The sequence below is a fragment of the Streptomyces sp. NPDC020917 genome (assembly GCF_044333795.1).
GTDB lineage: Bacteria > Actinomycetota > Actinomycetes > Streptomycetales > Streptomycetaceae > Actinacidiphila.
The window spans coordinates 204,680-228,060 of record NZ_JBIRRR010000015.1; the positions used below are offsets into that span (position 1 = coordinate 204,680).

Below are 23,381 nucleotides of genomic sequence, written 5' to 3' on the forward strand. Positions count from 1 at the left end.
AGAGCAAGCTGCCAAGTTTGCGCAGGTCAAGGGGTGGAAGTGCGCACTTCCGGAAGTTAAATCCCCTGTATTTCAGCCTCCAGATCGGCAGCCACGGCGAGGACTACCAGCCCGGATCCCCCGTAACGCCCAACCCCCGAAGGAGCGACGGAACTGCGCGGGGATGGTGGCGGGTAATACGGAAGTGCGGATGTATTCGGCCCCCGCGGTTCTTCTGGAGGTCCTTCACTCCCGGAGCTGCCACTCAGCCGGAAAAGTGGGACAGCCGGCAACAGGCCGCGGAACCCCTGGACCTGCACCACGTCCGTACCCACGGCCTCCTTGGGCGAGCGCCAGAACGCCGGTTAACAGACCACCACAGCAAGAGGCAGGACAGCCAAGTTCAGCGCCGGACGGTCAAACGTCCATGCCAGGCCGCGCGATGACCACCACGTGCCCAGCTGTGACCGTCAACGCCAGTCGGCCGAGGTGCTGTTCAAAGTTTCTTTACTGGATCAAGGGCGGCCCGCTACGCGGGCCGCCGCGGGGGGGGGGCCCGGGGGCGCCCGCCCCCCCCCCCCACCCCCCCCCCCCCCAACCCCCCCCCCCCCCCCCCCCCCCCAAAACCCCCCCCCCCCCCCCCCGGGCCTCGTTGTGTCCTCCACCCGCCGGGGGGGTGTGTTTTTTTTTTTTTTTTTTTTCGGGGGGCGGGGGGGCCCCCCCCCCGCCCCCCGCCGCGCGCTGGCGACCGGTGGCCGCCGTCGCTCCTGTCTACCGCCCCGCTTCGGCAGCCCCCCGCCGCTCAGCGCGCAACAACAGCGACCCACCCCAGACCACAAAAGACGCCCGCCCAGCCCAAGGCCAACACCACAACGGGCCAGGCAAGGCACAAGCCGGACAGGCGAGACAAGGCCAGGCGCAGCCGACGCCGCTGAACAGGCACGCCCGCCCCTCTGGCATCCCGCTATCCGTGGCCAAGGTCAACCCATCGAGGGCTGGGGGTGGGCGGCCGGCGAGTCTTGAGCCACCTCCCCGGACCGGGACCCGCGTCGGGCAAGCCCAGGGGGCCACTCGGACACATTGCGGTCAGGCCCAAAGACCTGCCCGAGCTGCCAACGAGCGTACGGCCCCCTGAACATGCCCGACCCCAGCCCAGGCAGGACACCGGCCCAACACTCGCCAACCACCCACAGTTCGTAAGCACACCTCTCGGGTCTGGCCCTTCACCCGATCGGTCCGGGCTGGCTACGCGGACTTCCGCCGGGCAAGCTCCCTGGCTCGGTCGTACACCTCAGCGGCTTGCCGGTTCTTCAAGTGGGAACGGAGACGGCGCCGGAGGGTCTCGAAGTGCTCGTCGGCGCGGGAAGAGGACAGATGCTCGTAGTCGTCAAGGAAGCTCTGCCAGGTGGCACATGACGCTTCCAAGTGCCCAACTTCGAGTTGGCGTTGTGCCAGCAGGCCGTTGGCGTGCGCGCGTCCCTGCTTCTCGATAGGCGGGCGTACACGGTTGGAGTCCTGCATGGCGCTGATTGATCCGGCCACGTCGCCGAGGGCGTAGAGAACGCTGGACACGTGGAAGAAGTAGGCGGCCTGGTCGTACCCGCCGATGGCATCGCGGCGGTTGTCGGCCTTTGAGAGCGCGGACTGCGTTTCGGCAAGGCGAGAGTAGGCAAGTCGCCTGTCTCCGATGAGCGCCGCGCCTTGGGCCTGTTGTCCGGTCAGGAAGGCTTGCAGGCGCGGGCCTGCCTTCGGTGCTGCTTCGGCTGCCGAGTCCGCTAGGTCCAGCGCCCGTTTGCCATGCTTGAGATTGGCAGCCTGGAGCGCCATCCCACGAAGGGTCCGGCAGTAGGTCACGTGGTCCTCGGCCGCGCCAGCCAGGTGGAGCGCCTGCACGTAGTACCGCTGGCCGAGGCCGTGGGCCTTCTCGTACATGGCCATCCAGCCGGTGAGGTACACGAGGTCCGAGGCAGCCGCGAGCATGTCCTTTTTGATGGAGTCGGAGGCGTCGGCACGTAGGTAGGGCGCAACCGTGTTCACCAGGAAGGCCGCTGCCATGGGGCGAGCATGCCCACCGCCCAACTCGTCCAGGATGTCGGCGATCCGCTCGGTCATCGTCCGGACCGTGGCAACTTCGCCTGCACCGATCCGCGTTGCACGGCCACTCGCGTGCGCTTCGGCCCGTCCGGCCAGGTCGATGTAGGCCGGCACCGGTAACGCGGCTGCGTAGAGCGTCGTGGTGAGGAACTTACGGCGAGAGGGATCCATGTCTTCTCTTCCGATCGAGACAAGTCCCTCAACAGTGTCCCCGGGCAAGGCCAGCGCCGCGAGGGTCGCTGTTTCAGCCACCGAAGGCGGCAAGCCAGCTTCGGCGTGAGTCACCGGACGGCCCAGCCGGCGAGCGAACGCTTCGACGATCAGCGGATGCCACTTGGCCTGCGGACGCGTTCCGCCGAGCCACTTGTTCACGTTGCTCTTGTCGCAGCTCACGGGAACGTTCGCCTCAATTGCGGCGCGATTGATCGCGGCGGCCAACTCGACCTGGGACCACCGCGCCTCACGGAGAAGTTCCCGAAGACCTTGGTTCGGCTCGTGCTCAGCCATGCTGCCACTCTCCGCATGTGGACGTACTTTCCACGCTTTCCACTTCGCACGCCGCCTCAACGGTACCGCGCTCCGTACGCAGACGGTTGCGTAGTGCGTGCAAGCAGTCAGGGCAAGCGGCGAGCGCCGCTTGTGTCCTAGGAAGGCGCATGGAGGGCAGCGATGACCAGCGACCGACATCCTCTTCACAGCCGGTTCGATCTGGCATCGTCGGCGTCCGCCGTGCGGTGGGGCCGGAAGCACGCCAGCGAAGTCCTCGCCGAGTGGGGCGTGGAGGAGTCGGTCACGCATGACGCTCTCTTGATCGTTTCCGAGCTGCTGAGCAACGCCGTGCAGCATGCCGTGAAACCGATGGAGTCGGTCGGTGGCCAGCGGGTTGCCGTGGCGTGCGGCCTGCGGCTGTGGCTGACCGACCGTGGTCTCACGGTTTCGGTCTACGACGCAGACCGGCGTCCGCCGGTCCTTCGCAGTCCCTCCATCGAAGCGGAACGCGGCAGGGGTCTGCACCTGGTGGACGCGCTCAGCGAGGCGTGGGGCTACACCCATCCATCCCCGACCTCGGGCAAACTCGTCTGGGCACGACTGCCTCTCCCCGCGCACGTGGCCGGTGACGTTCAGCAGAGCGTAGACGCCGCTGGTCAACCGACCGATGCACGTGGTGCGGTGGTGATGAGCGCATGAGCAGCAACCAGGTTCGCCCCTGGCGCGGCACGCTTTCGGTGCGACGGATCTCCCGTCTTCCCCCGCAGCCGGAGCCGGACGACCAGAACCACTGGGTGACCGGCCGGTGTTGGTTGTGGTGCGGCCGGGAATCCGCCCGAGTGCTGTGGATCGGCTCCGGCACCGGTAGCAGCGGCGTCACGGGACACCTGTTCGCCTGCGCCCAGTGCGTGAAGGCCCTGGACGACCAGATCCTTGACGCCCAGCTCTCCAAGGACATCGGCGGCCACGACCTGCCCGGCTACGCCTCCGTCGGCGCTATGCATCACCTCAGCGCTCACGCCCCGCCCAGCGGCCGGCACCGCCGCCGCCCCTGAACGCCACTGCGGCCACGAGAGCCCCATGGGGAAGGTCTCCGCTCTCCCCCGGCGGAGGTGGGCGCTACCCCCGCGTGGCCGCAGTGGTCACCAGCCTTGCAACCCAACGGCCCTGCAACCCGCCACGGATCCGCGGGTCGCAAGCAGGCGACGCGTCGCAGGGACAACCAGAACAACACGACAGATAAGGGAAGCAAATGGGAACGAAGAAGGGCCGCTCCACAGCCGGACTGACGATCTACGTCGGTCGGGTACCAGCCGAAGGGGTGCAGCCCAATCCCATCGGGAACCGGGCCGAGCGGCGAGCCGCCGCCAAGGAGCAAAAGAAGAACGGCAACTGAGCGTGCCCAAGTCCCCCAAGCCTCAGCCGAACCCGGACCCGATACGCAGAACCCCGCCCCACCGCCCACTGGCCACCAGCACACTGACGCACGTCAACGAGGGATTACATGCACGCTGACACCGACTGGAAGAACCCGCCCCCGCGCCGTATGGGATGCCTGGCGATCATCCGCAACCCCCGCGGCGGGATCCTGCTGGAAAACACCAGCTACCGCGACTACTGGCAGCTCCCCGGAGGCGGGGCCCTGGCCAACGAAGAACCCCACGACGCCTGCGCGCGCGAGGTCGCCGAAGAACTCAGCCTCGACGCCGCCAACGGGTTCCGCGTCGGCTCCCTGCTCGTCGTCGACTACACCCCGCCCACCGAGACCTCCGTCGAGGGCGTCAACTTCGTCTACGACGGCGGGATCATCCCCACCGAAACGAAACTCACCCTGCCCAAGCCCGCCGCGCCGGGCGAGAAGCCCGAAATTCTGGCCACCACGTGGGTCGACTTGTACGACCTCGGCCGCTACACCACCGCCCACCAGGTCCGCCGCATTCTCGCCGCCATCACGGTCCTGTCGCACCCGGGGGCACCCCGGGACCTCGTCCGGGGCAGGGACCGAGGAGCCCCCACCGAGCCCACAGAGACACCCGCCGCCGCATGAACAACCGGTCCGGCCCGCCGACCAGTGCCGGGCCGGACCGTTCACACCGCAGCGCGGACACCCCCAACGCCGCGCCCAGACCCGGCCCACGGAGGCACTGTGAGCAACGCATCGGCGCCCGAATCCGCCCCTAGCCATGAACTGATCATTAGTCCCTTCCTGGACGAGTACCTCGTCCTGCGCCCGGGCCACGACCGCGGCGTGCAGATCCCGCTCAGCCGCTACCTGCAAGCAAGCCACGCCGCAAGCACCGACGGCCCGATGCCGGGATGGCTGGTGGACGCCACCCGCCAGACATGGCGGCTCGAACTGGACACTGCCCGGCCGCTCCGAGAGACCGTCCTCGTACGCGCGCCGTCGCAGTACGGGATGGCCCGCGCATCCTGGGAGATCAATAAGGGCTGCGACTACGACTGCCCCCACTGCTACCTGGGAGCCAAACGGTTCGAGGGCATGCCCTGGCCCGACAAGACCCGACTGCTGGACATCATGCGCGATGCCGGGGTCCTCTGGCTCCAGATCACCGGCGGCGAACCTCTCATCGACCGCGAGTTCCCCCAGGCATACGCCTACGCCTACGACCTGGGCCTGATGCTCACGGTCTCCTCCAACGGATCCCAGCTCGCCAAAGACAAGATCCTCGCCACGTTCGCCGAACGTCCGCCCCACCACCTCACGCTCAGCATCTACGGTGCCACCGCCGAGACCTACGACGGATTCACCCGGAGCCGCGGAGCCTTCGGCCGCTTCACCCGCGGTTTGGACGCTGCCCGCGAGGCGAAATTACGACTCCAGCTCAACATCATGGTCTCCAGCGACAACGCGCACGAGGTCGACGCAATGGTGAACCTCGCCGAGCGCTACGGAAGCTTCAACGTCTTCACCAACATGTCGCCCACCATCGACGGCGACGCCGCGCCCATCCCCACCCAGGCCGCCGCCTACTTACGACCCCGCAAGCCGTTCACCGGCTGCAACGCAGGCCACACTTTCTTCCACGCCGACCCCTTCGGCCACGCCTCGATCTGCAAGATCGGCCGCGAACCCCACATCCCCCTCCTTCGCGAAGGCATCGAAGGCCTCAAACGCCTCGGCCCTATCGCCGACGGCCTCCAACTTCGCACCGGCGGATGCACGGGCTGTACCTTCGGCCAAAACGGCACCTGCACCACGTGCAGGCCCATGGCCCGGCTCTACCAGGAGGCGAAGGCACCACTCCAGATGTACTGCCAACACGGAAACTCAACCCGGAAAGAGGTAGCTCCATGACCACCGCGCTCCACGCGTCCAACCTCGACCAGGCCCCCGCCACCCGCACCGCCGCGGTTCCGGTAACGATCACTCCCCGCCCGATCAGCGACACCGAGTTCCGCATCATCGACGACATCAGCACCATCTCTGAAGCCGCCGGCTGCAACTGCAACTCCAGCGACGACAACCCCTACTAAGCCGAGCCGCTGCACTCAAGCCGCCCCCGCCCGTCATAGGGTCGGGGGCGGCCGCACGCCTCATGCCAGGAGTCCCCTTGCCCGTAGACCGCATCCACTGGGTAGACCTACCCGAGCAGGCCCGGAATGCCGTCGAGCAGCACACCGGGCCCATCCTGAACGCCCAGACCGCAACGGCAGGCGCGAACTCCGGCATCGCAACCACCCTGCACACCCTGTCCACGTCCGTGTTCGTCAAAGGCGTGCCCGCCGACCACCCCCAGGCCCGCACCCAGCAACGCGAAGCCGACATCGCCCCCCACCTCCCTCCCTCCTGCCCACGCCTCCTGTGGCGAGTCCAGACCGCAGGCTGGGACCTGCTCGGCTACGAGCACTTCACCGGCCGCCACGCCGACTACTCACCGGACTCGGCAGACCTGCCACTCATCGCCGCCGCCGTGAACGAACTCCAGTCCGCCCCATGCCCGCCCATCGGCCTCAAACAAGCCGACCAACGCTGGGCCGCGTACACCACCACGCCAGAACCATTTGCCGGCCAGACCCTTCTCCACACCGACCTCGCCCCCCACAACGTCCTCATCAGCGACCGTGCGCACCTGATCGACTGGGCATGGCCCACTCGCGGAGCCGCCTGGATCGACCCCGCAGTCCTCATCCTGCGACTGATGGAAGCAGGCCACACCGCACCCACCGCAGACCACTGGACCCACACCCACATCCCCTCGTGGCAGGCCGCCCCGCCAGTCGCCGTCACCGCTTTCTCCGCAGCCAACGCCACCCTCTGGGACGACATCGCACGCAAAGACGCGCAAGACTGGAAGAAGAACATGGCCCGCCACGCCCACGACTGGCTTACCTACTGGCGGTCAAGCACCAAGTAGAACGCGCGAACGAGATGCTGAGGACACCCCCACGGCTACGGCGGCGGAGTTGCCCGGCACCTCCGCCCCGCCTCACGGCCCGAGCAAGGCACGAGTCGTCCGATTTCTTGGGCCGGAGTACGGAGCGCGCTTCGCCCATAGCACACGCATCCAACTTCGCGAGTTCTCCGCCGGACTGCGCCTTCCGAATTCCGGCTATTTCTACCCTCGCCGATCTGTTGACCTCGTTCCGGTGAAGCTTTTACACCGTTCGCGGCGACGATGGCCAGGACGACTTCGGCTTCCTCTGCATCCGCATATAGGCCCGCGCGGTCGGTCCCGTCCTGGTCAAGGGGCCGAGGTCACACGGCCGACCTCCGGGCCTCCGGGCGATCAGGCCCGATTCCATCGGCCAACCACACGTCATGCCCGAATACTTCGGGCCCCCTGAGTACCTCGGGCGCGGCCTCGAACAGGACCACGCCGCCGCCTACGGGCTCTTCAAGGTCGACGAGGCCTCGGAAACTCTCTGCCAGGCAGAAGGCCTGCATTACCTGGCCTTCGTTGAGACAACCACGGCCCTCTTACTGACTCTTGGTCACGCCGCAAGGTCGGGCACTCCGGGGGCCATGTACTACAAAGCGAGAGCTCGTCGAATCTGGAAAAACCGCCCACCAACCTATTAGAGAATGTCCGTTGCAGTCATGACTCGCCCGTACGACATGGCAGTCGATTCTTCGATCGCCGACGTAGCTGCAGCTACGTCGGAAGCAAACACCACTACGGCAAGGGAGTCAGCCGCACGCGATACGCAGACATAAAGCAAGCGCCTCGTTCGCTCAAGGATTGATTCCTTACCGGCCGCCAAATTCTGCTTATCGGATCTCGACAGCCCCTTGATTCCGAACAACTTCTCGTACGAATAGAGATTATATTTCCCCTCTTCATCATCCAGTACCACTATCACCTTAGAGAACTCGGCCCCTTTAGTGCCATGCTGGGTCGAGAATGGGGATTGGCGTCGGACATACTTAAAATAGGACGACACTTCCCCTATGTCACACGCGGTGAAGGCGTCCAGAGTATCCCGCACTTCGGAGGGAATCACAATTTCCGAATGCTGGCCATTCGGGTCAAGGTATACGGAGAGCCGGGGGTCTGGAACGATGAGGCCGGCATCGGCCGCAATCCTCAGCGAGGTTCCAACAGATCCCGGCCCAGCCTCCGCCATAGTGCTACGAAGCTTCATTACGCCATCCCGCGCGAGAACCAAGCTCGCCCTGACGCCATAGTCAGGCATGTCAGGGTTGAGCACAGCCCCCTTCCTGCGGATCGCTGAAATCACTGATGGGTCATCAATGCTATCCGCTGCACATACAGGGAACATAACCTCTTCAAACGGCCGCAGCGGCCAGGCGCTTCCCTCGTCAAAGGCTTCCTTCAAGCTCTTCGAGCCACTTTCATGGAAGGCGGAATATAGCTGCTCGAAGCCCATGCGCTTGGCTACCATGCGGTGGACGATCATGAGAATCTTCGCACCTTGGCCGTCATCAACCGAATCTGCGGCCCAGCTCCCTGCGTTACTATTCCGCCCGAGCCAGGTCCGAACTTGCTCCAGGCTCTGACTTCGCTGGCCATCTGCGGGAAGTACAAAGAGGAAGCACTCGCCTTCGGACAGGCTGCTGTCCTTTCGGCCAGGAACTTGAATCAGCCCATCAGCTTCAGACCGCACTTGATTGATGACGCGAAGCACCGCTCTTGAACTGCGGAAATTCTCCGGCTTTTCGATCCGCACCCAACCGTCTTCAGGAACAATCGACCCCACGCCTCGCTGGTAGATCTGCTGCATAGGATCTCCGAAGAACCCTAAACAGACAGCACCTTCTCTCTGGGCTACCACGTGCTTTAGGGCCTTGACAACATCAGGGAAGGTGTCCTGGCTCTCATCGACAAAGATGTAGGGATGCTTAGTAGCGACTATACGTCCGAGCAGCTTACTGCCGAGGATCAACTCGGGGACCATGGTAACGATGTCCTCGTGCCCAAGAATCCCCTTTCCGTAGTCACTCCCAACACCGTACGAGTAACGGTCAACCTTGTTGATCAGCTGAAGCTGAAGGCGAAATTTTTCAAGGTCGGATGCGTCTTTGAAGATAGTCTTAGATTGAGTGCGGGAGGAGTATTGAGCCTGCTTTTTCACGATTTCTTGGATCGCGCCCTCTAAACGGCAATGGACCCACTTCGCTATATCTCTCTGGAATGAGTTGATTAGGGACCAAAGAAAACTGTGTATGGTAGAGACCAAGACGAGGGGGCTATTCTCCACATCTGAATGGATCTCTTTGGCCGCTACCTCGGTATACGTGATGCAAGCAACCTGCTGTGTTCGCTCCCTAAGTCGGGCGCCGTGCTTCTGCACTACGTGATCGAGCGCCTTGACAAGCGAGGTAGTCTTACCAGAGCCTGCGCCGGCAACCGCAACAAAGCAGGTAAGCGGATGTTTATCCAAGATTCGCCGCAACTCAATGTCAGCAGGCGTATCGGGCGCAGAAAGTCGTGTTCTCACTGCTCGCCCCCAAGCTCAGGCAAGGGCTTCCCGGTGAACGGCAGCAACCTGCCACTAAGCCAGGTCAATCCATCAAGGATGTACTGAGGTGCCATCCAAGTCGCGTCAGTCTCCGCGATCAGACCGAGGGCAAATCTCGTTTTGTCGAGATTCCGAACTCGCTTGTAGATTTCTTCATGTAAATCCATCAAAGTCAACTTACTTGCGTCGGCTATGCACAGCCCTAGGGCCCTTCGCGCACGGTCTTGAGTCCAGGAAAGATTCTCAAGCGCAAAGGCCTCCTCAAGCGTTCGACCGGCCAGCGCGGCAGTCTCGCTTCCCCAGGTGACGGGGCGACGCGTCTGATAAGCAGCTCTAATATTCCCGCACTCCTTGCCGTCGCGCTCAATGATCTTTTCACTGTCGGGCAGGGCGAGAAATTCATCAATCGAAGCTAATTCCGGAAACCAATGTTTTAGGCTCTCATTCGAAGTGACGGCCCCGGACTCGGTGGTCATACACTTGCCACCATTTTCGGACGCCCTGACGCTGTCGAGGTCGGTGATAGCCAGAGTTGTAATCTCCAGGAAGTCAATTAGCTGCTGGAACTTATGGGCGAATGCCCCTCCGACCTCAAGGATAGTTAGGTGACATGCCTTGAGTTGGGGAAATTGACGCTCAATGATGAGCGGCAAAATCAATCGCTCAACATTACCCTCAACCAAGACGGCGGCATCAGCGAAGAAGAGGTCACAGTGGGTGAGCTTCAAGTACTGCTGCAGAAAGGAGCGTGTTACTTCTGCTTCTCCATCGTAGAAGACAGAGAGATTCTTGACTTCACTGCGATGAATTGTGGCGGAATCCTTGAGGCGACAAAAGTAGCGGATTGGCTTGAAGCTACTTTCGTACAATATGTGCGACGAGTGAGTGGTGACTACCATTTGCGTCTGGAATGCCGCCTTCGCCTCCGGTAGCAATTCAAACACCCTACGGATGAAGACCTGCTGCAGTTGTGCATGCAGGTGGGCTTCAGGCTCCTCAATCATGATGAGATGTACTGGCGGGCGTTGGCCTTCCGCGTCCTCCCACGAGTGATGGAAGTCAAGGATCTCAACCGCCATGTAGATCAGGTTCTTAAACCCTAGACCGTTGTACTGATCTGGCAATGCCTGCGCAGACTGCGACGCCTGACCACCGTTAGCGGGTGCCAGCACGTAGTGGACACGGGCGCTTGTGCTCAGCACGTTCTGGACATTGAACGAAGCCTTCACTACAAGCCCAGCATTTGTGGCGCCTGGGTATCCTAGATGCTCAATGCTCTTAAAAATCGATCCGAATGCTTGAGCAAAATGTTCATTGAGCGCAGACTCTGAGTTAGCGATCGCACTCAGTGCTTCAAGGTCGGTCTCATACTTCTGCAAGTTTCGCTGATAATACCTGCTCAGTCGCCTTGAAAGATCCTCGGCTCGGCCGTGAGATTCCGCATCAGTGAGGTGCCGTTGAGCGTTAAGGAAATCCACCTTAACGAGGGAGTTGACCACCGCACCGGCGCCTGACCCACTTGATCCCAAGTAAAATGGCTCATAGCCAGAGTTAGGATTGAGGTCATCATCGCATTGACGCCTATCGAGGACGTAGTACTTGATCTCGTACTCGCTCGTCAATCTCTTTCTCAGGTAGTCTGTAAGGTCCACGGGCCATGGCTTGTAAACGGCTTCGGAAGTCTCGTGAGGCATTTTTCTTTCCTCGCGAGCCTGCTGGTAGTTCGTCATCAGCGAGGAGGGGTCGCGGGGTGCGTAGACCATACGCAGTCCCACCGGCTCCCCATCCCAACCCAGCCCAGGGAGCAGTTCTACGACGCGGTGTAGATTATCGTCATCCACCTCGAACCACAGGTCAAAGTAGATTTTTGGAAGTTCCGACTCCTCATCACTGTCAGCGCCTGAGGCAAAGCTATTGAACTTTTCCCAACAGTCTGCAGTGAAGTCATAGACCTGAAAACGCACCTTAGGATCCAGGAAGCGCTGGAAGACGTGGGTGGCGGATGTCTTGCCGCTGTTATTCGCTCCGACGAAAATAGTTGTCTTTTCGTCCAAGTCCACCCGGACGTTCTTCAGGCGACGAAAATTTTGCACTCGGAACGACTTGATGTGCAACTCAACCCCCAGGTTCTTTCTCAGCTAGGCACCTTCAGTCTCGGTTTCGCAGCGCACGTAACGCCACCCGCCACCACGGCCCCTCACCGGGTCTCGTTCAAACGTTCGACATGGCCCGCCATCTTGTTTCCTGTCCTCCCCAAGGACAGGGTCACTCAGGGTATCTGACGGGCAGTTTGGGCGCCGGGTGATTCTCCAAAAATCATCTACGGCTGAGTTCCACCAGTTGCTCAGGACATGTTTGAGAGAGAAGAGGTCCAGCTGGCCCAGGTAGGGGCCTCGACCGGGCAGGTGAAGTCGCGAAGGCGGCCTACGGTCGCACCTCTGGTTTGCTAACTGATCACCAAGCTCTTGATCAGTGGGTGCCAGGGTTGTTCCCCCCGGCCGGCAGAGAGTCCACTCCCGCCATGGCCGCCGGTTGGGCAACGACCGCAAGTCGCTTTGCATCTCCTCCGGTTGCGCTCAGGTCTCTTCCGCCGACACGCCCGCCATCTGCTTCCACAGAAAACGGGTGGTACGCAGACCTTCGCATCTACAGGCGGGAGTGCAGATCGCGGCGCATGTTCAGGTGCCCAACGTACGCACTACTCCGAAGCAGCGCATCGTCCATGAGACGTACGAGTTCCTTGCTACCGATGCGTGCGGCAATTCGCACCTCGTGAACCAGCAGTGTCGCAGAAGCCAGGTCGACGAGGTCGGAGGCCATCGCTGTTGCTTCCGAGTCCGAAGCAGGCCCGTCTACGAAGACTGTGATGTCGTCATAGTTGGCCTTGACACGAAGGCGATAGAGGTAGTCGGCAATTGTCACGGGCCGAAGTCCTACCTCCGTGGCCGAACGCTCGGAAGCCGTGAGTTTGACGGACTTGGGCTCCGGCCGTGCCGACTTTCCCTGCTGGGCACGTTCACCGCACTCCGTGTACCAGAGCTTGCGACGAGCGGACAGTTTCTGGTCCCGAGCCTTCCTCAGCCTGTCTTCAATCAGGGCAGAACGTGTAGTTCGCAACGCTTTTGCCCCGATATCCCATGCTTGCTCTCCCTGCCATGCAGTCCACGGGTGCAGACCCATATCCAGGGGACGGCCTGGCCCAGCTAGGAAACCTTCCTCATCGCACTCCTTAGCGCTGGTGTGAGCGGCAGCAAGGCTCCACGGGGCTAGCTTCGCCGCGCGATAGGTCCACAGGTCCACGAACTGACGCTTCGTCTGTTCATGCTGCTTGGGACGTTCGCGCCCCTCAGCAACCAGCGTGGCTTGGGCTACGTTGTAGAGGACGTAGTAGGTCTGGACGGCACCCCAACCGTTGGCCAGCCTCACGATCTCGGGTTCCTCGGCCAGAGAGTGGGTGGCCTCAAGCAGCGAGGCCGTGTTCCAAGCACGTCGCAGGCAGCTCTTCACTTGGTCGAGATTGCCAGCCCATGGTGTGCGCGGTGGCTTGAAGAGCCGTTCGGCCGCCGTGGAGTGAAGCTGCACAGACGCAGTCTCAAGATCTGTCCAACCTCCTTGAAGGGCGAGCTCGCGGAAGGCTCGAACGTAGGAGGCGTGCGTACGGAAGCTGCGCAACTGCTCGCTGTCCGGCGGCGGGACGGCGAATTTGATCATGTCACATTATCGGGCTTCAAAGCGGGCGACGTCACCCGCTTCGAGGAGAATTTTTGCATGCCGGTGAGACGTCCAGCGTGACCCGCCCCCTCCCGCGCCATAGGCCCCCGGAAGTTCCGAGGGTCCATTCTGTAAGGAGCAGTCAGGTTCAGCCCTTCACGCAGACGACCTGCTTCAACTTTGCAGCCACCTGCACCAGGTCCTTCTGCTGCTCGATCACCTTCCTGATCGGCTTGTAGGCCCCCGGGATCTCGTCCACCACGCCGGAGTCCTTTCGGCACTCCACACCGCGCGTCTGCTCCTCCAGGTCCCGCGTCGAGTACGCCCGCTTCGCAGCGCCGCGGCTCATCCGCCGACCCGCGCCGTGCGACGCCGAGTTGAAGGACGCCACGTTGCCCAGGCCGCGAACGATGTAGGACTCCGTGCCCATGGAACCGGGGATGATCCCCCACTCCCCCGAGCCCGCACTGATCGCTCCCTTGCGGGTAACCAGCAGATCAGCCCCCTCGTACCGCTCCTCACTGACATAGTTGTGGTGACAACTGATGACACCAGGGCGGTACTCGACGGTCCTCATCCGACCTTCGGCATCTTCCTGCTGACTGCAACTCACGCTCCCTTGCGCACAATCATCAGCCCGGCAACGGTCTCCCACCTGCGGCCGCGGCCGCGGGATCTCACTCGGTCAAGCGTGAGCCCGGCGCGCCAGGGCGTGCGCGGCCCGGCGCACACAACACCATCGAGGCCCGCACGACGGGCTGGGTCTGTTCGGCTCTACGGTGACGTCCTGCCTGGCGAAGCGCGCCGGATGTCCGCGCCGGAGCCGACATGGCGCTTGGAGTCCTGGATGCCGTACCAGTCCAGGCACACCACGGTGGCGTCGTCTTGGAGTAGGCCTCCACAGGCGTCGAGGACCGCGGTGGTCAGCATCAGCACGGTCTCCCGCGGATGCAGGCGCCGGGTCTCCTGCAGTAGCACCGGAAGGTCGACCTTCTCCGCGTCGCGCTCCAACATGCCGTCGGTGAGCAGGATCAGACGGTCGCCGGGACGCAGTTCGAGTTCCTGGCATCGATAGGGATGGCGGGAGACCGGAAGGGAGAGTCCGAAGGGAGGATCCACCTCGCAGGCGATCTCCTCCACCTCGCCGTCGCGGATGCGCAGCGGCCAGGGGTGGCCGGCGTTCACCAGGTGGGCTGTTCCGGTCCGGAGGTTGACACGCATCAGCTGTCCGGTCGCGTGGCCGGAAGGCCCGTGGTCAGCCAGCGCCCGATCGGCCAGCCGGGCCTGTTCGACGAGATCGGCGCCCATGCGGCGGGCACCGCGCAAGGCGCCCAGCAGGATCGTCGCCGACAGCGCGGCATCAAGGTCGTGCCCCATGGTGTCGGTCACCGAAAGGTGGAGCGTGTCACGGTCCAGCGTGTAGTCGAACGTGTCGCCACTGATGTCCTCGGAGGATGCCAGGTCCCCGCACAGGGCGAACTGCGCCGCCTCGCAGGACAGCGACAGGGGCAGCAGCCGGTGCTGGATCTCGGCGGCCAGAGTGAAGGGCCTGCTGCGCTTGCCCCAGGTGTACAGGTCGGTGAAGCGCTGGTTGGCGATCACGATGTAGGCCAAGGCATGCGCGGCCCCGCCCACCGCGTCCAGGACGCCCTCACTGGGGCCGGTGGGCAGGAGCATCTCCAGCAGGCCGATCGCATCCCCGCGATTGGTGACGGGGTAGATCACCCGCTCACCCTGGTCCGTCGTCTCCTGGCATGGCCGCTGGGTCCGGACCACCTGCTCGTAGACGCTACCGAGCAGTTCCACCCGATCCCAGCGCTGCCCAGCCTCCACCACGGCCGCGGTCGACAGCCGCACCACCGCCCTGCCCGTCAGGTCGATGATCAGGAAAGACACCTCAGTGGCGCCGAAGCGGCGCAGGAGATCCTCCGCCACCACATCGACGGCCTCCCCCGGCGCCGCCATCTCCGTCGCGGTCAGCAGCCGCGGAAGCTCACTGCGCACACCATCCATCACTCCGCTCCTCGGACACCCTCACACCGGACCGGAAACCGCCGTGGCCGCCCCGACGTCCACCCACCCCACGGAGTGTACGAACCGTCACACCACGCACATCCGGCTGCGCCCCCTCGTGCGCAACCGAACCGGTTCCCGGTCGCGCGGCGCCAATCGCCAGGGCCTTCTCCAGGCTCACCTCAAATCATCCCATATGCATGATTTGAGGTCCCCCTCAGAGAACGGAAGCCGCGCAACCATCTCGCGGCTGGCCGCCTACCGCTTCAATGCTCGATACCGCTTGAGCAGGGCCGTGAGTTTCTGCGGGTCGGCGGCGCCATTCAGCTCTGCGACGAGATCGTCAGGGCACAGCTCGTAGAGATCGCCCCACCATCGACGCCCCTTGTTGTCCCAGATCCGGTAGCCACCCGGGACACCCCGGGCCACATAACGCCGCCGGCTCACAGCACCACCCCACCCTCCGGGTCAGCCCTTGATGCAGACGACCTGCTTCAGCTTCGCCACCACCTGCACCAGGTCCTTCTGCTGCTCGATCACCTTCCTGATCGGCTTGTACGCCCCCGGAATCTCATCCACCACTCCGGAGTCCTTCCGGCACTCCACACCCCGCGTCTGCTCCTCCAAGTCCCGGGTCGAGTACGCACGCTTCGCAGCGCCGCGGCTCATCCGCCGGCCCGCGCCGTGCGACGCGGAGTTGAAGGACGCCGCGTTGCCCAGGCCGCGGACGATGAAGGATTCCGTGCCCATGGAACCGGGGATGATCCCCCACTCCCCCGAGCCCGCACTGATCGCTCCCTTGCGGGTAACCAGCAGATCAGCCCCCTCGTACCGCTCCTCACTGACATAGTTGTGGTGACAACTGATGACACCAGGGCGGTACTCGACGGTCCTCATCCGACCTTCGGCATCTTCCTGCTGGCAGGAGATGACCTGGTCGAAGGTGACCTTGGCCTTCTTGAACTCCTTGCGGACGACGTCCTGCAGCAGCGCCATCATCAGCGCCCGGTTGTACTCGGCGTACTCCTGGGCCCAGAACAGGTCGTTGCGGTAGGCCGCCATCTGCGGGGTGTCGGCGATGAAGACCGCCAGGTCGCGGTCGACCAGGCCCTGGTTGTGCGGCAGCCTCTGCGCCTGCCCGATGTGGTGCTCGGCCAGCTCCTTGCCGATGTTGCGCGACCCGGAGTGCAGCATCAGCCAGACCCCGTCGTCGGTGTCCAGGCAGACCTCGACGAAGTGGTTGCCGGAGCCGAGCGTGCCCATCTGCTGCGCCGCCCGCTGCTCGCGGAAGTGCACGGCCTGGGCCAGGCCCTCGAACCGGGACCAGAAGTCGTCCCAGCCGGACGTCGGCATGCCGTGGAAGGAGCCCGGGTCGACCGGGTCGCTGTGCAGCCCGCGGCCCACCGGGATGGCCTGCTCGATCCGCGAGCGCAGCCGGGACAGGTCGCCCGGCAGGTCCGAGGCGCGCAGCGACGTCCTGACCGCGCTCATCCCGCAGCCGATGTCGACGCCGACCGCGGCCGGGCAGACCGCGCCCTGCATCGCGATGACCGAGCCGACCGTGGCGCCCTTGCCGTAGTGGACGTCGGGCATGACGGCCAGCCCCTTGATCCAGGGCAGCGAGGAGACGTTGCGCAGCTGCTGCATCGCGACGTCCTCGACGGTGGACGGGTCCGCCCACATCCGGATCGGGACCCGGACCCCGGGAACCTCGGTGTACGACATGGCCATCCCCCAGTAAAAAATACGATGAGTGTGACGGCGGGCGGCGGCGTGGTCCGCCGGGGCCGCGGCGCTCGACGGGCACCCTCTCGGGTACCCGGCTTGTGCCGGTACATCCCGGTCCGCCCGACCGTGACATGCGTCACCCGATCTTCCGCCCCGGGGGGCGGAAGCGGTGAGGCGTGCGGTAGACATTGTGTCCAAGGCCCGCTCGGGCACGCCAAGGAATTACCGCTGCCCGTACGCTTTCCGGCGGAAACGGTTCGAAAGCGTTCGCAGGTGAGCGGCAACGAGGAGAAAGGGGGCCCGCGGAGTGCGCACCACGCGACGACGGCCCGCGCCGGCCGGCGCCAGGCCCTCGGCCGTGGCCGCGATGGCGGTCACCGCGGGGCTGGCCCTCGCGACCCTGGGCGCCTGCACCAGCGCCGGCTCCTCGGCCGACACCGCCACCGACCCCAAGTCGGTCGCGGCCGGCGGCGACAGCACCGTCTCGCCGCTGCCCCCGGGCAAGTACAAGAACCTGCCGCAGCCGTGCGCCGCGGTGGACCAGGACACCCTGAAGCAGCTGGTGCCGGGCGCGCAGGACTACTCCGGCACCGAGTCGCTGACGTACGACACCGACCGCCGGGTGGGCTGCTCCTGGCACGCCACCAGCGACGGCGCGACCCGCACGCTGGCCGTGGACTTCGAGCGCGCGGTGTCCTACGACCCGAGCATCAGCGACGAGGCGCAGGCCGAGACGGACTTCGAGAAGCGCGCGGCGAACGCCTCGATCCCGCCGCCGGCGTCGCCGGACGGCACCCCGACGGCCACCGGCACCGATCCGGTGACCGGCCAGACCGCGGGCAGCGGCAACAGCACGACCGGCCAGAGCAGCCCCGACCTGCTGCCGCGCCGGCTCACCGACCTGGGGAACGCCGCGTTCCTCAACGACGTCCTGAAGACGCCGGTGACCGGCCCGAAGCGGACCGTGACCGTGGTCTTCCGCACCTCGAACGTCGTGGTGAGCGTCACCTACACGGCCGCGGAGCCCCGCGGCGCGAACCCGGCCACCAGCGCTGACCTGCAGAAAGGCGCTCAGGACGTGGCCGGTCAGCTGGAGCACAAGGTCGAGCAGTAGGCCGGAGGCGGGTCCGCCGACCCCTTAGTGTGGTGGGCCGACCCCGGCGGCGCCGTGTGCGGCGGCGGGTCACGAGCAGACGAGACCCGAGCACATGAGCAAAGGATCCGGCCCCATGGAACGACGTCGACGCACCGCCCTGCGCCTGGCCGGCCTGCTGGCCTGCGCCACCGTGCCCGCCCTGGTGCTCACCGGCTGCTCGTCCGGGTCCGGCTCGGGCAAGGACTCCGCGGGGACGTCGCCGTCCGGCTCGGCGAGCACCGCGGGGGCGACCACGGCCTCGCCCACGCTCGCGCCGGTGAAGTACCGGACGCTGCCCAACGCGTGCACGACCGTCACGAAGTCCAGCGTCACCGCGCTGGTGCCGAAGGCGAAGGACAGCCGCGGCACCGCCGCGGCGACCTCGGAGATGCAGTCCCGCGGCGGCTGCTCGTGGACCGGCAACGGCTCCGACGGCTACCAGTACCGCTGGCTGTCGGTGACGCTCCAGCGCTTCGACTCCGACGCGCAGTTGGGCTCGGGCGAGGAGCAGGCCACGAAGCGGTACACCGAGCAGGTCGGCACGCTGAGCGCGGTCAAGGGCTTCACCGCGTCCGCGTCCACCGGTGTCGGCGACCAGGCCACGTCGGTCGTGGGCAAGGCGACGGTGGCGCACATCACGTCGCAGAACGACACGGTGGTGGCGCGCAGCGGCAACGTCGTGGTGATCGTGGAGTACAACGGCGCCGGCCTGGAGGACAAGAAGAACCCCTCTGCCTCGACCGTCGCCTCCGGCGCCCAGCGCGCGGCGAAGGACGTCGTGGCCGCGGTCGCGGCGGCGAACGCATAACGAACCGCCGCCTCTCCACCCCCGTATCCGTACGTTTGTCCGACCCGAGTGCCCCCGACGCACCCTCAGGCGTCATCCTGATGTGGCACTCTGGGGCGTCCAGTCACGGGGACAGGAGCTGAGCGGCAGGAGGGGTCGCGGGTGGCCGCGATACGTTTGACCCGGACGCACCGGATTCTCATCGGCATCGTCGTCGCGGGCGCGGTGATCATCGCGGGCATCGGCTTCGCCGGCTCGTACGCCGCGGTGCGCACTCTGGCCCTGCACAAGGGCTTCGGCTGGTTCGCCAACGTCTTCCCGATCGGTGTCGACGCCGGCATCGTCGTGCTGCTGGCCCTGGACCTGCTGCTGACCTGGATGCGGATCCCGTTCCCGCTGCTGCGGCAGACCGCGTGGCTGCTGACCGGCGCGACCATCGCCTTCAACGGCGCGGCGGCCTGGCCGGACGCCCTGGGCGTGGGCATGCACGCGATCATCCCGGTGCTGTTCGTGGTCTCCGTGGAGGCGGCCCGGCACGCGATCGGGCGGATCGCGGACATCACCGCCGACAAGCACATGGAGTCGGTCCGCATCACCCGCTGGATCCTGGCCCCGTTCCCGACGTTCCGGCTGTGGCGGCGGATGAAGCTGTGGGAGCTGCGCTCCTACGAGGAGACCATCCGGCGCGAGCAGGACCGGCTGGTCTACCGGGCCCGGCTGCGCGCCCGCTACGGCATCGCATGGCGGCGCCGCGCGCCGGTCGAGGCGATCATGCCGCTGCGGCTGGCGAAGTACGGGGTGCCGCTGGCCGAGACCGCGGACGCCGGACTTCAGGCCGCCGGCATCGAAGTGGCTTCTCCCGTACGGCAGTTGGAGTCGGGGGCGGCCGGGGCCGGGGAGGGCGCGGGCGCGGCGTCCTCGGCCGGGACGGCGGCTGCGGCGGATCAGGCGGCTGCGGGCGCTTCGGGCGCTGCGGGGGCTGCGGCTGCTCCCGCGGCCGGGAACGGCGCCCCCGGGATGGACGGCGCCGTGGCCCCGGGGCAGCAAATGGACGGCGGCCAGCTGCAGTTGACGCCGGAGCAGCTGTACGCGGCGCAGCAGTACGCCCAGCAGCAGTACGCCCAGCAGCAGGCGTACGAGCAGCAGTTGTACGAGCAGGGCTACTACCAGTTCCAGGGCGCCCCGCACGACAGTCCGTGGTTCGCCGCGCAGCAGGGCTACCAGCCGCAGGACCAGCAGCCGTACCCGCAGCAGGGGTACGAGCAGGGCGAGGTCCCGCAGATGCAGGGCCCCCTGCCGGGGCAGCCGCAGGTGATGGCGCCGGTCGGCCCGTTCCAGGAGCGGCCGTTGGGCTACGGCGCGCTGAACGGCAACGGGTTCAACGGCGTCGCGCCGAACGGCGGGGGCCTCAACGGCGCCAACCCCCACGGCACTTCGCCCGACGGAGCCGCGGTCAACGGAGCGGCGGTCAATCCAGCCGCCGCCAACGGAGCCGCCGCGAACGCGGGTGGGAACGGTGCCAACGGCGCGAACGGACGGCCCTTCCCGGGGCCGCGCCGCGAGCCGCAGCCCGAGCAGATGGCCGAACAGGCCGCGCCCGCGTCGGAGTCCGTGCCCGAGCCGGAGCCCGAGGTGCTCGAACTGGAGACGTACCCGGTGGCGGGAATGGAGCTGCCGGAGGACGTGTCCGCGGAGGACGCCTACTTCGCGGCCTACCGCAACTACGTGCAGGAGCACGGCGCCATGCCGACGGCCCGCCAGCTGGCCCGCTTCCTGCCCACCATGTACAAGGGCACGCCGCCCCAGGAGCGCCAACTCGTCAACGCCATACGGGATCTGCGGTACCGCTGGAACTCGGAGGCCAACGCGGAGAGCATTCCCTGACCGGCGGCCACCACGGGCACCACGGCGCCTCAGAGGGGCATTTTAGGCTCACGGGACGCATGTTCCGCCGGAAAGTGCCAAAGTCCTCCTGCCGCCCGCCCGGCTGCATAGCGTTCTCCTAGCCGACCGGATCCGGCGGCGGTGCACGCGCGGCAGTCATCGCCGCGACCGCGGGCCGCCCGCCGAGAGGAGGGACCATGCACGAGGCCGAGGTGCGCGTCGAACTGGAACGCCTGCGGGCCGACACGCCCGGTGTGGCCGGAGCGTTCGCGACCAGCCCGGACGGCCTCGTACTGGCCGCCGACGCCCCCGACGTCGAACCGGACGGCTTCGCCGCGCTGACCGCCGCGGCCGCGGCCGTCGGCGTGCGGCTGACCGGCGCTGCCGGCCAGGGCGACTTCCGCGAACTGCTGGTCCGCGGCGACGCCGGCGGCCTCGCCCTGTTCCCCGCGGGGGCCGGCTGCGTCCTGACCGTGCTTGCCGCCCCCGGCACCGACCTCCCGGGCCTGCGCCCCGAAGCCCGCGCCTGCGCCACCCGCATCGCCGGCCACCTGTCCCCCGGCGCCGCAGCGTCCTCCTGACGGCCCGTGTGACCCCGCGCCCCTGACCCCTTGCAGGGCCCGACGCCCGGCGGCGGTCCGCGTGACCCGCGCAGCCCATGACCCGTCCAGGGTGGGACGCCCGGCAGACGTGAGGCGGCGCACCCCGGGCGGGATGCGCCGCCTCCTCGGCAGCTCGGGGCCGGGGCGACGGCCCCCGCGTCAGCGGCCTCGCGTCAGGCGGCCCCGCCCAGCAGGGTGCGGGCGCGCTGCTGGCCGACGGCCAGCAGGAGGGTGGGCAGGCGGGGTCCGGTGTCCCTGCCGACCAGGAGCTCGTAGAGGACCGCGAAGAACGCCCGCTGGGCGGCCTTGAGTTCGGGAGTCGGCTTGGCGTCCGGCTCCAGACCCGCCTGGACCTTCGGCACCGCGTAGACGAGCGTGGTGAGCCCGTCCAGCGACCAGTGCGCGTCCAGCCCGTCCAGCAGCAGCTTCAGCGCGCCCCGCTCGGCCTCGCCGAGCGCGGCCAGCCGCGCGGTGTCCGGCTCGGACCGCACCACGGTGCGCTGCTCGGCCGGCACCTGGGTGGTGATCCAGTTCTCCGCCCGGTCCAGGCGCGGCCGCACCTCGTCCAGCGAGGCCAGCGGCCGCGACGGGTCGAGTTCGGACAGGATCCGCAGGGTCTGGTCCTCCGCGCCGGCGGTGATGTCGGCCACCGAGGCGAGCGTGCGGTACGGCAGCGGCCGCGCGGTGCGCGGCAGCTCGCCGGCCGCGGTGCCCGCCGCCCGGCCGTACGCGGCGGCGTCGGCCGGCAGCACCGAGCCGTCGTCGACCTTGCGCTGGAGCGCGTCCCACTCGTCGTACAGCCGCTGGATCTCCTGGTCGAACGCGATCTTGAACGACTGGTTGGGGCGGCGCCTGGCGTACAGCCAGCGCAGGATCTGCGGCTCCATGATCCGCAGCGCGTCACCCGGGGTGGGCACCCCGCCGCGCGAGGAGGACATCTTCGCCATGCCGGAGATGCCGACGAAGGCGTACATCGGGCCGATCGGCTGCTTGCCACCGAAGATCGGGCCGACGATCTGCCCGCCCACCTGGAACGACGAGCCGGGCGAGGAGTGGTCCACGCCGGACGGCTCGAAGATCACGCCCTCGTACGCCCAGCGCATCGGCCAGTCGACCTTCCACACCAGCTTGCCGCGGTTGAACTCGCTCAGCCGGACGGTCTCGCCGAACCCGCAGGCGCAGGTGTACGTCAGCTCGGTGGTGTCCTCGTCGTACGCGGTGACGGTGGTCAGGTCCTTGCCGCAGTCACCGCAGTACGGCTTGTAGGGCACGTAGCCGATGCCACCGGCGCCGGTCGCGCTGCCGTCGTCCTCCGCGGCCGCGCCGGAGCCCTCCTCGGCCTCCAACTCGGCGGCGTCCACCGGCTTCTGGGACGCCTTGGCGGGCGCCTTCTTGGTGCGGTACTGGGCGAGGATGGCGTCGATGTCCGCGCGGTGCCGCATCGCGTGCAGGATCTGCTCCCGGTACACGCCCGCGGTGTACTGCGCGGTCTGGCTGATGCCGTCGTACTCCACGCCCAGTTCGGCGAGCGCCTCGGTCATCTGGGCCTTGAAGTGCTCGGCCCAGTTCGGGTGCGCGGAGCCGGCCGGGGCGGGCACCGAGGTCAGCGGCTTGCCGATGTGCTCGGCCCAGCTCCCGTCGATCCCGGGGACGCCGCTGGGCACCTTGCGGTAGCGGTCGTAGTCGTCCCACGAGATCAGGTGCCGCACCTCGTACCCGCGGCGCCGGATCTCGTCGGCGACCAGGTGCGGGGTCATCACCTCGCGGAGGTTGCCCAGGTGGATGGGGCCTGACGGGCTCAGCCCGGACGCGACGACGACGGGTTTCCCGGGGGCGCGGCGCTCCGACTCGGCGATGACGTCGTCCGCGAAACGGGAGACCCAGTCGGCCTCGGTGCTCTGAGCCACGGTCCTCTTCTTCCTGTGCTTCCTGGGATGGAGTGCTTGGCGTCCCCCCATTCTCCCAGACCGCGGGCCGCTCCCTCGCCGGTTGTCCACAGGCGCGCGGCCCCCTTATG

At 66.3% G+C, this 23,381-nt stretch carries 19 protein-coding genes and 1 pseudogene; 11 read left to right on the plus strand and 9 right to left on the minus strand.

The window, feature by feature from the left end:
- Positions 1 to 1,224: 1,224 nt before the first annotated feature.
- Positions 1,225 to 2,580 (minus strand): hypothetical protein, encoded by a 1,356-nt coding sequence (locus ACH4TG_RS28380; protein WP_398245371.1) that lies wholly within the window; start codon positions 2,578 to 2,580, stop codon positions 1,225 to 1,227.
- Positions 2,581 to 2,742: 162 nt separating this feature from the next.
- On the opposite strand from ACH4TG_RS28380, the gene ACH4TG_RS28385 reads away from it, so the two are divergent.
- The 7 genes from ACH4TG_RS28385 (at position 2,743) to ACH4TG_RS28415 (ending at position 6,938) form a co-directional block, all read left to right on the plus strand.
- Positions 2,743 to 3,261 (plus strand): ATP-binding protein, encoded by a 519-nt coding sequence (locus ACH4TG_RS28385; protein ID WP_398245372.1) that lies wholly within the window; start codon positions 2,743 to 2,745, stop codon positions 3,259 to 3,261.
- The gene (locus tag ACH4TG_RS28390; RefSeq protein ID WP_398245374.1) at positions 3,258 to 3,617 is read left to right on the plus strand and encodes a hypothetical protein; all 360 of its coding nucleotides are present in this window, start codon (positions 3,258 to 3,260) and stop codon (positions 3,615 to 3,617) included. The genes ACH4TG_RS28385 and ACH4TG_RS28390 overlap by 4 nt, the downstream gene beginning before the upstream one ends.
- 197 nt (positions 3,618 to 3,814) lie before the next feature.
- The gene (locus ACH4TG_RS28395; protein ID WP_398245375.1) at positions 3,815 to 3,958 is read left to right on the plus strand and encodes a hypothetical protein; all 144 of its coding nucleotides are present in this window, start codon (positions 3,815 to 3,817) and stop codon (positions 3,956 to 3,958) included.
- Positions 3,959 to 4,066: 108 nt separating this feature from the next.
- A complete protein-coding gene (locus ACH4TG_RS28400; protein ID WP_398245376.1) occupies positions 4,067 to 4,609 on the plus strand; it encodes an NUDIX domain-containing protein in 543 nt (180 codons plus the stop codon).
- Between the two features lie 99 nt (positions 4,610 to 4,708).
- Positions 4,709 to 5,878: a radical SAM protein gene (locus ACH4TG_RS28405; protein WP_398245377.1), complete on the plus strand. Its 1,170-nt coding sequence runs from the start codon at positions 4,709 to 4,711 to the stop codon at positions 5,876 to 5,878.
- Positions 5,875 to 6,057: a hypothetical protein gene (locus ACH4TG_RS28410; protein ID WP_398245378.1), complete on the plus strand. Its 183-nt coding sequence runs from the start codon at positions 5,875 to 5,877 to the stop codon at positions 6,055 to 6,057. Before ACH4TG_RS28405 ends, ACH4TG_RS28410 begins: the two co-directional genes overlap by 4 nt.
- Before the next feature lie 77 nt (positions 6,058 to 6,134).
- Complete coding sequence (locus tag ACH4TG_RS28415) at positions 6,135 to 6,938, plus strand: aminoglycoside phosphotransferase (protein ID WP_398245379.1); 804 nt, start codon at positions 6,135 to 6,137, stop codon at positions 6,936 to 6,938.
- Positions 6,939 to 7,599: 661 nt separating this feature from the next.
- Here ACH4TG_RS28415 and ACH4TG_RS28420 read toward each other — a convergent pair.
- From ACH4TG_RS28420 to ACH4TG_RS28450, 7 genes and pseudogenes are all read right to left on the minus strand, one after another.
- Entirely contained in the window at positions 7,600 to 9,483 is a 1,884-nt protein-coding gene (locus ACH4TG_RS28420; protein ID WP_398245380.1) for a UvrD-helicase domain-containing protein, read from the minus strand.
- Complete coding sequence (locus ACH4TG_RS28425) at positions 9,480 to 11,618, minus strand: ATP-dependent endonuclease (RefSeq protein ID WP_398245381.1); 2,139 nt, start codon at positions 11,616 to 11,618, stop codon at positions 9,480 to 9,482. The genes ACH4TG_RS28420 and ACH4TG_RS28425 overlap by 4 nt, the downstream gene beginning before the upstream one ends.
- Positions 11,619 to 12,150: 532 nt before the next feature.
- The gene (locus tag ACH4TG_RS28430; protein ID WP_398245382.1) at positions 12,151 to 13,215 is read right to left on the minus strand and encodes a hypothetical protein; all 1,065 of its coding nucleotides are present in this window, start codon (positions 13,213 to 13,215) and stop codon (positions 12,151 to 12,153) included.
- Positions 13,216 to 13,363: 148 nt separating this feature from the next.
- A pseudogene (locus ACH4TG_RS28435) lies at positions 13,364 to 13,765 on the minus strand (RtcB family protein); the annotation flags it as partial.
- A 224-nt stretch (positions 13,766 to 13,989) separates the two neighbouring features.
- Positions 13,990 to 15,228, minus strand: coding sequence for a PP2C family protein-serine/threonine phosphatase (locus ACH4TG_RS28440; protein ID WP_398245383.1), 1,239 nt, complete (start codon positions 15,226 to 15,228; stop codon positions 13,990 to 13,992).
- Positions 15,229 to 15,486: 258 nt separating this feature from the next.
- Positions 15,487 to 15,675: a hypothetical protein gene (locus tag ACH4TG_RS28445; protein WP_398245384.1), complete on the minus strand. Its 189-nt coding sequence runs from the start codon at positions 15,673 to 15,675 to the stop codon at positions 15,487 to 15,489.
- A gap of 21 nt (positions 15,676 to 15,696) precedes the next feature.
- Positions 15,697 to 16,953, minus strand: coding sequence for an RtcB family protein (locus ACH4TG_RS28450; protein ID WP_398245385.1), 1,257 nt, complete (start codon positions 16,951 to 16,953; stop codon positions 15,697 to 15,699).
- Positions 16,954 to 17,263: 310 nt separating this feature from the next.
- Here ACH4TG_RS28450 and ACH4TG_RS28455 point away from each other — a divergent pair, with 310 nt between their 5' ends.
- From ACH4TG_RS28455 to ACH4TG_RS28470, 4 genes are all read left to right on the plus strand, one after another.
- Positions 17,264 to 18,070, plus strand: coding sequence for a DUF3558 domain-containing protein (locus ACH4TG_RS28455; RefSeq protein WP_398245386.1), 807 nt, complete (start codon positions 17,264 to 17,266; stop codon positions 18,068 to 18,070).
- A gap of 115 nt (positions 18,071 to 18,185) precedes the next feature.
- Complete coding sequence (locus ACH4TG_RS28460) at positions 18,186 to 18,899, plus strand: DUF3558 family protein (protein WP_398245387.1); 714 nt, start codon at positions 18,186 to 18,188, stop codon at positions 18,897 to 18,899.
- A gap of 141 nt (positions 18,900 to 19,040) precedes the next feature.
- A complete protein-coding gene (locus tag ACH4TG_RS28465) occupies positions 19,041 to 20,762 on the plus strand; it encodes a DUF2637 domain-containing protein (protein ID WP_398245388.1) in 1,722 nt (573 codons plus the stop codon).
- Between the two features lie 197 nt (positions 20,763 to 20,959).
- Positions 20,960 to 21,343 (plus strand): roadblock/LC7 domain-containing protein, encoded by a 384-nt coding sequence (locus ACH4TG_RS28470; RefSeq protein ID WP_398245389.1) that lies wholly within the window; start codon positions 20,960 to 20,962, stop codon positions 21,341 to 21,343.
- A gap of 194 nt (positions 21,344 to 21,537) precedes the next feature.
- On the opposite strand, the gene lysS is transcribed toward ACH4TG_RS28470, so the two are convergent.
- Positions 21,538 to 23,322, minus strand: a complete 1,785-nt coding sequence (lysS, locus tag ACH4TG_RS28475; protein WP_398245390.1) for a lysine--tRNA ligase — start codon at positions 23,320 to 23,322, stop codon at positions 21,538 to 21,540.
- Positions 23,323 to 23,381: the final 59 nt, after the last annotated feature.